Origin of the sequence: Pseudomonas sp. (genome assembly GCF_036404235.1) — a bacterium.
In the GTDB taxonomy this organism is placed as follows: domain Bacteria; phylum Pseudomonadota; class Gammaproteobacteria; order Pseudomonadales; family Pseudomonadaceae; genus Aquipseudomonas.
Map to the genome: position 1 here is coordinate 20,757 of NZ_DASWOT010000076.1, position 11,652 is coordinate 32,408.

General features: G+C 60.7%; 14 protein-coding genes. 13 read left to right on the plus strand and 1 reads right to left on the minus strand.

Annotation, left to right across the window (positions count from 1 at the left end; translation table 11 throughout):
* Positions 1-43 precede the first annotated feature (43 nt).
* The gene (fliE, locus tag VGC62_RS09520) at positions 44-364 is read right to left on the minus strand and encodes a flagellar hook-basal body complex protein FliE (RefSeq protein WP_331186823.1); all 321 of its coding nucleotides are present in this window, start codon (positions 362-364) and stop codon (positions 44-46) included.
* A gap of 260 nt (positions 365-624) precedes the next feature.
* Here fliE and fliF point away from each other — a divergent pair, with 260 nt between their 5' ends.
* The 13 genes from fliF to fliR form a co-directional block, all read left to right on the plus strand.
* The gene (gene fliF, locus VGC62_RS09525) at positions 625-2,364 is read left to right on the plus strand and encodes a flagellar basal-body MS-ring/collar protein FliF (RefSeq protein ID WP_331186824.1); all 1,740 of its coding nucleotides are present in this window, start codon (positions 625-627) and stop codon (positions 2,362-2,364) included.
* The gene (fliG, locus tag VGC62_RS09530) at positions 2,357-3,355 is read left to right on the plus strand and encodes a flagellar motor switch protein FliG (protein ID WP_331186825.1); all 999 of its coding nucleotides are present in this window, start codon (positions 2,357-2,359) and stop codon (positions 3,353-3,355) included. The genes fliF and fliG overlap by 8 nt, the downstream gene beginning before the upstream one ends.
* Positions 3,348-4,070 (plus strand): flagellar assembly protein FliH, encoded by a 723-nt coding sequence (locus VGC62_RS09535; protein ID WP_331186826.1) that lies wholly within the window; start codon positions 3,348-3,350, stop codon positions 4,068-4,070. The genes fliG and VGC62_RS09535 overlap by 8 nt, the downstream gene beginning before the upstream one ends.
* On the plus strand, positions 4,067-5,458 hold the full coding sequence (gene fliI / locus VGC62_RS09540; protein ID WP_331186827.1) for a flagellar protein export ATPase FliI: 1,392 nt from the start codon (positions 4,067-4,069) through the stop codon (positions 5,456-5,458). The genes VGC62_RS09535 and fliI overlap by 4 nt, the downstream gene beginning before the upstream one ends.
* Before the next feature lie 31 nt (positions 5,459-5,489).
* Entirely contained in the window at positions 5,490-5,960 is a 471-nt protein-coding gene (gene fliJ, locus VGC62_RS09545; protein ID WP_331186828.1) for a flagellar export protein FliJ, read from the plus strand.
* Between the two features lie 8 nt (positions 5,961-5,968).
* A complete protein-coding gene (locus tag VGC62_RS09550; protein WP_331186829.1) occupies positions 5,969-7,372 on the plus strand; it encodes a flagellar hook-length control protein FliK in 1,404 nt (467 codons plus the stop codon).
* A 124-nt stretch (positions 7,373-7,496) separates the two neighbouring features.
* Complete coding sequence (gene fliL, locus VGC62_RS09555) at positions 7,497-7,970, plus strand: flagellar basal body-associated protein FliL (RefSeq protein ID WP_331186830.1); 474 nt, start codon at positions 7,497-7,499, stop codon at positions 7,968-7,970.
* A gap of 3 nt (positions 7,971-7,973) precedes the next feature.
* Positions 7,974-9,029: a flagellar motor switch protein FliM gene (gene fliM / locus VGC62_RS09560; protein WP_331186831.1), complete on the plus strand. Its 1,056-nt coding sequence runs from the start codon at positions 7,974-7,976 to the stop codon at positions 9,027-9,029.
* The gene (gene fliN / locus VGC62_RS09565; protein WP_331186832.1) at positions 9,022-9,492 is read left to right on the plus strand and encodes a flagellar motor switch protein FliN; all 471 of its coding nucleotides are present in this window, start codon (positions 9,022-9,024) and stop codon (positions 9,490-9,492) included. Before fliM ends, fliN begins: the two co-directional genes overlap by 8 nt.
* Positions 9,489-9,914 (plus strand): flagellar biosynthetic protein FliO, encoded by a 426-nt coding sequence (fliO, locus tag VGC62_RS09570; RefSeq protein ID WP_331186833.1) that lies wholly within the window; start codon positions 9,489-9,491, stop codon positions 9,912-9,914. Before fliN ends, fliO begins: the two co-directional genes overlap by 4 nt.
* A 68-nt stretch (positions 9,915-9,982) precedes the next feature.
* On the plus strand, positions 9,983-10,681 hold the full coding sequence (gene fliP / locus VGC62_RS09575; protein ID WP_414705775.1) for a flagellar type III secretion system pore protein FliP: 699 nt from the start codon (positions 9,983-9,985) through the stop codon (positions 10,679-10,681).
* A 25-nt stretch (positions 10,682-10,706) separates the two neighbouring features.
* Positions 10,707-10,976, plus strand: a complete 270-nt coding sequence (fliQ, locus tag VGC62_RS09580) for a flagellar biosynthesis protein FliQ (RefSeq protein ID WP_331186835.1) — start codon at positions 10,707-10,709, stop codon at positions 10,974-10,976.
* Between the two features lie 5 nt (positions 10,977-10,981).
* The coding region (fliR, locus tag VGC62_RS09585; RefSeq protein WP_331186836.1) for a flagellar biosynthetic protein FliR at positions 10,982-11,652 on the plus strand (671 nt) is incomplete at its 3' end.

The following is an 11,652-nucleotide window of genomic DNA, read 5'->3' on the forward strand; positions in this document are numbered from 1 at the left end:
GCTGTCGAGCGCCGTGCCACGAAACCCGCCAGGCACCGCGGGTTCAGACCTGCATGGCCATCACATCTTTGTAGGCGGTGAGCAGGCGATTGCGCACTTGCACCCCCATCTGAAAGGCCACGCTGGCTTTCTGCGAGTCCGCCATCACGTCACTGAGCGACACCGCAGCACTGCCCGCCTGGAAGGCGTTGGATTGGCTGCTGGCGGTTTGTTGCAGTTGGTTGATGCGCTGCAGCGAAGCCTGCAGTTCTCCGGCGAAACCACTGGCGGGTCCGCTGCTGAAGCTATGTGTGTTCGCGCCTTCGGCTTGCTCGGCGAGGAGTGTCAGTTGTTGCAAGGCGTTGGTAAGGGCGGAAGAGTTCATGGTGCAAGACCCATATGCAGCGATTAGGCCAGCAGATTACCAAGCCTGGCGGCCCGCACATTCGTTCAATTGACCACAAAACAGACGGCTTTTCCGGCCTTTAGCTTCCGCCCTTTTCGCCAGAATGAAGTCCTGCCGGCCGTCCCGATTCGCTGCGGTACCCCTGGGTGCTGCCTGAAACAGGAGGCTGATCGACTACTACTGCTACCGGACTCTGCAATGTCTTTCGTACAGACCCTATCCTCGCTATCGAGGTGTTCGTGAGTACCGCAGTCCTGGCCAAAGGCGCGCAAAAAAACCTTCCGCCCCGTGCTCCGGCCAGGCCGTTGGAAGCATTGTCGACGTTGTTTCGCAGTCAGCCCCTGTTGCCCTTGCTGTTGGCGGGCGCGGCGGTCATTGCGATCGTGGTGGCCCTGCTGCTGTGGGCGCGCGAACCGGAGTATCGCGTGCTGTTTTCCGGTCTCAGTGAGGCGGACGGCGGGCAAATCATCGGTGAGCTGGACAAGCGCGCCATTCCTTATCGGCTGGGCGAGGGTGGCAACACCATCATGGTGCCCGGCGACAAGATGAACGCGTTACGCCTGCAACTCGCCGAGCAAGGGTTACCCAAGGGCGGCAGCATTGGTTTCGAGTTGCTGGACAAGCAGGCCTTCGGTGTCAGTCAGTTTGCCGAGCATTTGAATTATCAGCGCGGCCTTGAAGGCGAGTTGTCTCGCACCATCGAGTCCCTGGGGCCGGTGGCCAAGGCGCGTGTTCATCTGGTCATGGCCAAGCAGTCGGTGTTTGTCCGCGACCGCGAAGCGGCGCGCGCGTCTGTCGTGTTGACCCTGCAACCCGGTCGAGAGCTGGGGCAGAGTCAGGCCAACGCGATTGTGCATCTGGTGACTTCCAGCGTGCCGGAGTTGAACGTCGATGCCGTCACCGTGGTCGATCAGAACGGTCGCCTGTTGTCGCAGACCCACGGTGACAACCCAGGCCTGGATGGCTCGCAGCTCAGTTATGTGCGTGAGGTCGAGCGCTCCTACCAGCGGCGCATCGAAGACATCCTGACGCCGCTGCTGGGCAATCAGAACGTTCATGCGCAGGTGGTTGCGCAGATCGATTTTTCCAGTCGCGAAAGTACCGCCGAACGTTACTCCCCCAATCAGGACCCCAATGAGGCGGCGGTACGCAGCAAGCAGACGTCCGAGCATGTACTGGAGGGAGACGACGCAGGTCGAGGCGTTCCCGGGGCGCTGACCAACTCGCCACCCAACACCCCCGCGCCGACGCGCGCCACCGCACCAACGCCCGCTGCCAACGCCACGAACACGACAGTTGCCAACGCGCCCAACGCAGCCGACACCAAGGGCGGCAAGAACGAAAAGTCGCTGCAGAGCGAGCGGATGATCAACTACGAAGTCGACCGCAATGTCGAGCACGTCAAGTCGAGCCTGGGCAACATCGAGCGCCTGACGACGGCGGTGGTGGTCAACTATCGCACGGTGATCAAGGACGGCACGCCGACCCCTGAGCCCCTGAGCAAGGAAGAGCTGGAGAACATCAACAACCTGGTTCGCCAGGCCATGGGCTTCACGGAAAGTCGGGGCGATGCGCTGCAAGTGATCAACAGCCCGTTTGTTGAAACAGACGTTGCCGTGGCCGAGCCGACGTGGTGGAAAACACCCGAGGCATACAACCTGCTGATGGGCGCCATGCGCTATCTGTTGGTCGGCTTTGCCGCGCTGACGCTGTGGTGGCTGGTGCTCAGACCGATGCAACGGCGCAATGGCGACATGGCCCGGTCGGCGCTGGCGAGCGGGTCTGAGCCGGGGACGGCACTGGCCCCGACGGCCATGGGTACCGCTGTCATGGTTGCCGGCCAGGACCCTGCGCCGCATGCCCTGCCACGCAAGTCGGCGGTGTATGAGCAGAACATGCAGAGCTTGCAGCAGATCGCTGCCGAAGACCCGAGGCTGGTCGCCATGATCGTGCGCGGATGGATGAAGAAAAATGACTAACAAAATGAGCGGGTCTCGCCGCAGCGCCATCCTGCTGCTGTCGCTCGATGCTGACAGCGCGGCCGAAGTGTTCAAATTCCTGCCGAGCACGGATGTCGAAGCCATCAGCATGGAGATGGCGCGTCTGAGCCAGGTGTCTCATGAGGAAATGCGCCAGGTCCTTGAAGAGTTCATGGACGAGACCGATCAATATGCGGCCATCAATATCCAAACCAGTGATCATATTCGCGCGGTCTTGACCAAGGCCCTGGGCAGCGAACGCGCGGCCAGCCTGATCGACGATATTCTGGAGAGCACCAACACCGGTTCCGGCATCGACAAGCTGAACCTGATGGAAGCGTCGATGGTGGCCGAGATGATTCGTGACGAGCATCCACAGATCATCGCGACCATCCTCGTGCATTTGGAGCGTCATCAGGCTTCAGACATCCTCCAGTTGCTGCCCGACCGTCTGCGCAACGACATCATTCTGCGAATCGCGACCTTCAGCGGCGTGCAGCCGGTGGCGTTGCAGGAACTGACTGAAGTGCTGGGCGTGATGCTGGATGGGCAAAGCCTCAAACGCAGCAAAATGGGCGGCGTCAGAACGGCGGCGGAAATCCTCAACCTGATGAGTTCCACGCACGAAGAGTTGGCCATCGAAACCGTGCGCCAGCACAACGAAGACTTGGCGCAGAAGATCCTCGACGAGATGTTCCTGTTCGAAAACCTCATCGAGGTGGACGATCGCAGCATTCAGACGCTGCTTCAGCAGGTCGAAAACAACTCGCTGGCGATTGCCCTCAAAGGCGCACCGCCGGCTTTGCTCGAGCGCTTCCTCAACAACATGTCGCAGCGTGCCGCGCAATTATTCCGAGAGGACATGGAGGCGCGCGGACCGATCCGCATGTCGCAGATCGAGTCTGAACAGAAGGCTATTCTGCAGGTGGTTCGACGCTTGTCCGACAGCGGTGAAATCGTGACAGCACGCGGTAATGACGCTTATGTCTGAGTCCTCTCGCGCGCCGGACAGCGACCGTTGGCAACCCTGGCAGATGGGACCGCTGAGCTGCATTGAATTGCCTGCCCATGATCCGGACATGAGCCATCGGGAACGGCTGCGCAAGCAAGCCTTTCAGCACCGGCTGGAAATGCAGGTGCTGCGCGAAAAGACCCTCAACGAGGCGCAGCAGGTTGGCCATGCGCAAGGGGTGGAACAGGGGTATGCCCAAGGTCTGAGCGAAGGTCGTCAGGCCGCCGCGGTGGAGTTGCAGCAGCAGGTTGTGCTCACCTTGCAACCGTTGCTGGAGCTGTGCCGGAATTTCGATCAGGCGCTCAAGCAGATGGATGGGCATATTGCCCGCCAGTTGACCCGGATCGCGCTTGATGCCGCGCAGCAATTGGCAGGAGAAGCCCTGACCGCCCGGCCGGAGCAGGTGATCGCTATTGTGCAGAAAATGCTCAACAGCGACCCGGAGCTGACCGGCAAGCCGCGCCTGTGGCTGAACCCCGATGACTTGCAGTTGGTTCAAAGCAGCCTTGGCGAGCAGATTGATGCGGCGGGTTGGGCCTTGCACGCGGACACCACGATGTTGCCTGGCGGCTGTCGAGTGGTCAGCGCCAGCGGCGAGTTGGACGCCACGCGCCAGTCACGCCTGGGGATGCTGAATCGCAGCACCGCGCGGGTGCTGGAGGACGCCGTGGCGATCCTCGGCGAGCAGCCATGATCCCGGGCAACCTGCATGTCGAGCGCTGGAGCGGCGTGCTGGACACGTTTCAGGGCGAGCCGCTAAGGGTGGCGCACTACCTGCGCAGCGGGCGCATCACCCGCGCCACCGGCATGGTGCTGGAGGCAGTGGGCCTGCGCCTGCCGTTGGGCGGTGCCTGCCGTATCGAGCTGTCGGCGCACAGTCACGCCTGCCCGACCCCCGCTTATGCCGAGGCCGAGGTGGTCGGTTTTGCAGGGGAAATCCTGTACCTGATGCCGCTGGAAGAAATCCACGGCCTACAACCGGGGGCGCGGGTCTTTGCCTCTGACGACGGCCTGACGGGCGCGGCCGGCGGTCGTTATTTTCCGCTGGGTCTGTCGCTGCTCGGCCGGGTGCTGGACAGCAGCGGGCAGCCACTGGACGGCAGGGGACCGTTGTTGGGTGCCCATCACGCCAGTTTGCACACGCAGCCGCTCAACCCCCTCAAGCGGGCTCCGATCGATCGTCAGATCGATGTCGGCATTCGCGCCATCAATGCTTTGCTGTGTGTCGGTCGTGGCCAGCGCCTGGGGCTGTTTGCCGGTTCCGGCGTCGGCAAATCGGTGCTGCTCGGCATGATGGCCCGCTACACCCAGGCCGACGTCATCGTGGTCGGACTGATTGGGGAGCGGGGCAGAGAAGTGCAGGATTTCATCGACAACATCCTGGGCGAAGAAGGCTTGCGCCGTTCTGTGGTCGTTGCGGCACCGGCCGATACGTCGCCGCTGCAACGTTTGCGGGGCGCAGCGTACGCGACGCGCCTGGCCGAGGATTTTCGCGATCAAGGCAAGGACGTTCTGCTGATCATGGATTCGTTGACCCGCTACGCCATGGCTCAGCGCGAAATCGCGTTGGCCGTGGGTGAGCCGCCGGCAACCAAGGGCTATCCGCCATCCGTGTTTGCCAAGCTGCCCAAGCTCGTCGAGCGCACCGGCAATGGTCCGCCCGGCGGCGGGTCGATTACGGCGTTTTATACGGTGCTCAGCGAGGGTGACGATCAGCAGGATCCGATCGCCGATGCGGCGCGGGCGATCCTGGATGGGCACATTGTCCTGTCGCGTCATCTGGCCGAAAGCGGGCATTACCCGGCCATCGATATCGAAGCCTCGATCAGTCGGGCGATGACTGCCATCGTCAGTGAATCGCAGCAGCGCAAGGCGCAACAGCTCAAGCAGACCCTGTCCCGTTACCAGCGCAATCGCGACCTGATCAGTGTCGGCGCCTATGCGCCGGGACACGATGCCCAGCTCGACCGCGCCGTCGGTTTGTACCCGCACATCGAGCGGTTTCTGCAACAACGCATCAATGATCGCGCCAGCGTGGAAGAGACCCTGTCCGGGCTCAACCTCTTGTTCCCTGGCAAATAATTTTTTTCTTGTCCCTGGCGAGTAATCACCGATGGCTAATCAATCGCTTGACCTGCTGATCGAGTTGACCGGCAAAGCGCGGGACGTCGCGGCGCGCGCTTTGGCGCAGAGCCGTCGCGCCGAACAGCAGGTGGTCAATCAGTTGAGCACGCTTGACCAGTATCAACAGGAGTACCGCCAAAACCTGCAGCAGGAGTTGCTCAAGGACGGCATGAGCCCTTCTGCGCTCACTAACTATCGTGGCTTTCTCCAATCACTGGAAGAAGCCGTCGATCGCGCGCAAAAAAGCCTGGAGCGTCACCGCAAACAGGTGGCCCTGCACCAACAGACCTGGCTGGAGCAATGGCGCAAGGTCAATGCCATAGAAGCGCTGTTGAGTCGTCGGGCTCAGCAGGAGCGGCTGCAGGCCGGGCGTGTCGAGCAGCGCCAAACCGATGAAATGGCCAGCCAGTTACGTCGGCGGCCCGGGCATTTTTCGTCCTCCATCGATAGCAGCCACTAAGGGACATAATGGATATCATCGCTTCGTTTGCGTCATCGTCCGCTGCATCGACTCAGGCCAGCGCTTCCAGCCAGAAGCCAGGCACGACGAGCGAGTCGTTTTCGTCTGTGCTGAGTCAGGTGAGCGAGGCACCGGCGGGCAAGGACTCGGTTAGCGCGACTGCTGCGATGGAGGGGGCCAAGGCTCAAACGGAGGCGGCAGACCCGAACCCCGAGCCACCGACGCCAACCTCTGCACCGTCGATTGTCGGCAGTGCGGCGCAGACCGCAACCGGTGACCCAGTTGATGACGCCGACCTCGCGCCGACGTTGCCGTCTTCTGCAATGGCAAGTGTAGTCCCCGAACCGGTAGAGCTGCCGGCTCCAGCCGCTTCGACATCAGCCATGCCACCTCTGAACCTGCCCCTGGCTTCCTCCTCCGCCGAGCCGGATGCTTCGTTCACGGACGATGACCTTGGCCTGGATCTCTATGCCACGGCAGATGATCTCGTGAGCGATGCCGATTTGAATGCCTCGGACAGTTCGAGTGCTGTCGACAGCTCGCTGGAGGACATTCGTCAGCGCATGGCGCTGATCGAGAGCGCTGGCCAACCCGATATCTATTCGATGGTCGTTGCGCCGGCGGTTCCTTTACCCGTCGCGATCCCCGGTCAAGGTGTTGTGCCCGCAGACCCCGACACGTTGATCAGCGGCAACAGCAAACTGCCAGCCGAGAATCTGATGTCGGTAGACACAGGCGTTGACGCCGATCAGAACACTTCTGATCCGCTCGACAGGCAGGACACGGCGCAGACGCTGACCGGACCAGTTACCGGTGCGCGGCAAGACCTGCGCGCGCAAACCGACAACACACCTGTCGACAGCCAGGCCGATGGCTCCGTCAGTAGCGATGCCCAGAGCGGCTTTAGCCTGGCGCCGCTGACCTTGAGCACTGTCGGCCTGATCGGCAGCGACAAAGTCGCCAGCAATGGTCTGGTGCTCGCGACCGCTGTTGGCACTTCCCAATGGCAGGACGGCTTTGGCCAGCAGGTGATCGATATGATCACGCGCGGCGAGCAGCAGGTCGACCTGCAACTGAACCCCGTCGAACTCGGCCCGTTGTCGATCAGCCTCAATCTCAATGACGGCAACACCCAGGCGCAGTTCCAGTCGTCGCATGCGTCGGTGCGTGCCGCGGTGGAACAGGCATTGCCGCAGTTGCGCGAGGCCCTCGCGTCCCAGGGTATTTCCCTGGGGCAGGCCTCGGTCAGCGATGAGTCTGCGCGTCAGGCCTCTGGCGATCAGGCGCGGCGTGATTCGCCAGGCAACCGCCCAGACGCCCCGATGAGTAGCGCCGATGCCGTGCCGGACGTTGATCAGGCGTCGGTGCAGAGCATCGTTGTGCGCAGTTCGGGTGTCGACCTGTACGTCTGAATAGCAAATCAAAACAGCGAGATGCCGCCGTTACCCTGGTCTTATCGCCCCATGGGAAGACCAGGGTGCTGGTCATACTGGAGCCCTGCCTAACCGTTCTCCTTCATTGCATGGTTCCAGCCAAATGACCACCACCCGCAAATTTCCCTGGCTCCTGATTCTGTTGATGGCGCTGGTCGCTGCGGCAGCCAGTTCCGGCGGCATGTACCTCTACATGAGCAAAAACACAGCGCATGCAGACGCGGCGGTGAACGTTGAAACCGTCGAGAACAAACCTCAGGTCCCACGGCTGGTTACGATTGCGCCGATGACGGTCAATCTTCAAAACGAACGCGATGAGCCAAGCCTGCTGTATGTGGGGTTTGCGCTGGAAGTCGGAAACGATGCGACGCAGAAGCTCTTGCAGCAGTACATGCCGCAGATTCGCAGTCAGCTTCTGACACTGCTGAGCGGGCAAAACAGCACGCAGCTGATCAACCCTCAGGGCAAGGAAATCCTGGCGGCGAAAATTCTCGAAACACTCAAACAGTCCCTGGCGGCACAGCAGCCTGAACTCTCGGTGCTGAACGTTCTTTACACCGACTTTATCGTGCAGTAACCCATGGCCATTGACGATTTGCTCTCCCAGGACGAGATCGACATGTTGCTTCGTGGGGGCGACGACGACGGTGCTCCGGATGAGGATGTCGGGATGCTCAAGGATGCCGAGGTCCGTCCGTACGACCCAGCGACTCAGCACCGGGTGATCCACGAGCGCTTGCACGCGCTGGATATCATCAACGAGCGTTTCGTGCGCTACTTCCGCATGAGCTTGTTCAACTTGATGAGGCGCAGCATCGACATCACCGTCAAAAGCGTGCGCTATCAAAGTTACAGCGAATTTTCCCTGCACATGCCGATGCCCACCAACATCAACTTGTTGGCGATGAAGCCGCTGCGAGGTACCGCGTTGGTGGTGTTTCCATCGAGCGTGGTGTTCATGGTGGTGGACAATCTGTTTGGCGGTGACGGCCGTTTCGTGACCAAGTCCGAAGGGCGGGAATTCACGCATACCGAGCAGCGCATCATCCAGCGTTTGTTGGGGTTGTCGGTGGACGCTTACAAAGATGCCTGGAAGTCCGTTTACCCGCTGGAAATCGAATATTTGCGTTCGGAGATGCAGGCCAAGTTCGCCAATATCACCAGTTCGCCCAATGAAATCGTGGTGAATGCGACCTTCCATCTGGAGGTCGGAAACCTGTCCAGCGACTTCAATATCGTGATTCCCTACCTGATGATCGAGCCGATGCGTCAACTGCTCAACGGCCCGCTGACCGATACCAATCCTGAAGAGGAGCGGCATTGGAACAAGCGCATGGCCGGTGAGATTACCCATTCCCAGATTGAGCTGATCGCTGACTTTGTCGAAATGGATGCCCGGGTAGGGCAGGTCATGGCGCTGAAAGTCGGCGACGTTTTACCCATCGAACTGCCCGAAATCGTCTGTGCGCGTGTCGACGGCGTGCCTGTCATGAGTTGCGAATATGGCAGCCATAACGGGATGCGTGCGTTGCTCGTCAAGGAACTGGTGGATCACTCCCTGAGCCTTTCCTCCTCTTCTACCAGCCGATTCGTGAAGGGCCACGTGTCCACTGCCAAGGAATCCGACCATGACTGATTCAAACACTACCGAGCCGCAAGAGGCCGATGACTGGGCAGACGCGCTGGCCGAGCAGGGCGCCGGGGCGGAGGCCGATGATCCCTGGGCCGCGGCCTTGGCCGAACAGAGCGAATCCGAGGCGACGGCCGACAGCCAGGCACCGAGCGTCGGCACCAGCCTGTTCAAGCCGTTGACTTCGCCACAGCCCGCGGCCGCCGCACGCGAGCTGGAAATGATCATGGATATTCCGGTCAAGCTGAGCGTAGAGCTGGGCCGCACGCGGATTACCATCAAGCAGTTGCTGGAACTGGCCCAGGGTTCGGTGCTGGCACTCGATGGCCTGGCGGGGGAGCCGATGGACATCTTGATTAACAGCTACCTGATAGCCCAAGGCGAGGTGGTGGTCGTGGATGACAAGTACGGTATCCGAATCACGGAAATCATTACGCCTTCCGAACGCGTTCAAAAGCTCAACCGATGAGCCTCGTCAGTCAGACTCCGCCGCCCGTGGCCCTCGGGGTCCCTTCGGACAGCCTGATGAACCTGGCGTTGCTCGGCAAGACGGCGTTGGCGCTCGCGTTGGTGATTGTCTGTGTTTTGCTCTGTGGCTGGGTTGTGCGCCGTGTCGGTGCGCGTCCGCTGTCCCCCGGGAAAGTGATGCGTGTCGTCAGCAGCACAAGCCTGGGCCAGCGCGAGAAAGTGGTGATCATCGAAGTGCAAGGCCAGTGGCTGGTGCTTGGCGTGACCGCACAACAGATCAGTGCGCTGGCGCAGATGGACGCTCCGCCAACCGAACCCACCATCGCCACTGCCGTTACCGGCGACAGTTTTGCCGAGCGCTTGGCCAGTGCTCTGAAGCGCAATATTCAGCGCACGGATAAAGGATCGGGGAGCCCATCATGAGCGTCCGGGTGTGTGTTCGCCACGGGTTGAAACGGGCGACGCTGTCGGCCGTGTTGCTGCTCGCGTCGATGGCCGATGCTCAGGCAGAACCGGCGATGCAAGGGCTGGCCGCCTTCACCGGGCAAGCGGGAGGCCAGCAATGGTCGCTGAGCCTGCAAACCCTGTTGCTGCTCAGTGCCATGGCATTCCTGCCGGCGGTGTTACTGATGATGACCGGGTTTACCCGCATCATTATTGTCCTGGGCTTGCTGCGCACGGCCATTGGCACGACGTCGGCGCCACCGAATCAAGTGTTGTTGGGGCTGTCGCTGTTCCTGACGTTTTTCGTCATGTCGCCGACCCTCGATCTGGCTTACGAAAAAGCCTGGTTACCATTCTCCAAGGACGAGATCACGGTTGAGCAGTTTCTCGACAAGGCGAGTCAGCCGTTTCGCACGTTCATGCTGGCCCAGACGCGTCAGGGTGACCTCGCATTGTTTGCGCGTCTGGCGCAGATCGAGGATTTGCAGGGACCTGAGGATGTGCCGATGCGGGTGTTGCTTCCGGCTTTTGTCACCAGCGAGCTGAAGACTGCTTTCCAGGCGGGCTTCACCATTTTCATTCCGTTTTTGATCATCGACCTGGTGGTGGCGAGCGTATTGATGGCGCTGGGCATGATGATGGTGCCGCCGTCCACGATTTCGCTGCCGTTCAAGTTGATGCTGTTTGTGTTGGTCGATGGCTGGCAGCTGCTGCTCGGCTCGTTGGCGCAAAGTTTTTACACCTGATGGTATGGCTTCGAGGACGTAGACAATGACGCCGGAAATGGTCATGGACCTGGCTTACAAAGGCATGCGCATGAGCGTGATCGTGGCCGCGCCCGTGCTGCTCGTGACGCTGTTTATCGGATTGTTGGTGAGCCTGTTTCAGGCCGCGACGCAGATCAACGAATCGACCCTGTCGTTCATCCCCAAAATTATCGGGGTGTGCGTGGTGCTGGTGCTGGCGGGGCCGATGATCATGGAGATGCTGGTGGACTACACGCGTGCGTTGTTCAGCAGCTTGCCCATGCTGATCGGCTGACGCCCGTGATCGAAGTCAGTTCGGCACAGTTGCAACTGTGGGTGACCAGCTTCTTCTGGCCGTTTTGCCGAGTGCTGGCGTATCTGATGAGCGACCCGATTCTCGGTCATAAAAACGTTTCCAGTCAGGTGAAAGTGGGCCTGGCGATGCTCCTTGCCATCCTGCTCGCACCCAATCTGCCGCCCTTGCCGGATGTCAACCTGTTCTCCTGGGCAGGTCTTGGGGTGATTGTGGAGCAGGTGTTGATCGGGATGTCTCTGGGCATGGTGATGCGTATCACGCTGGCGGTGGTCGAGATGGCCGGCGACATTTGTGGCATGCAGATGGGGCTGGCGTTCGCCACCTTTTTTTCCGCCGATACCAGCACCAACAGCATGGTGCTGTCGCGCTTTTTGAGCATGATCACGATCCTGATGTTTCTCGCGCTGAACGGTCACCTGATGGTGGTTGAGCTGCTGGCGACCAGCTTCAAGACCTTGCCGATCGGTAACCTGCATTTCGACCCTAATGCCTGGAACCTGATTGCCCGCTATGGCAGCACGATCTTCCTCACTGGCCTTTTATTGGCATTGCCAATGGTCGGCACGCTGCTGATCATCAACCTGGCCATGGGCATCCTGAACCGCGTCTCGCCGCAGTTGACGGTGTTCTCCGTGGGTTTCCCGGCGACGTTGTG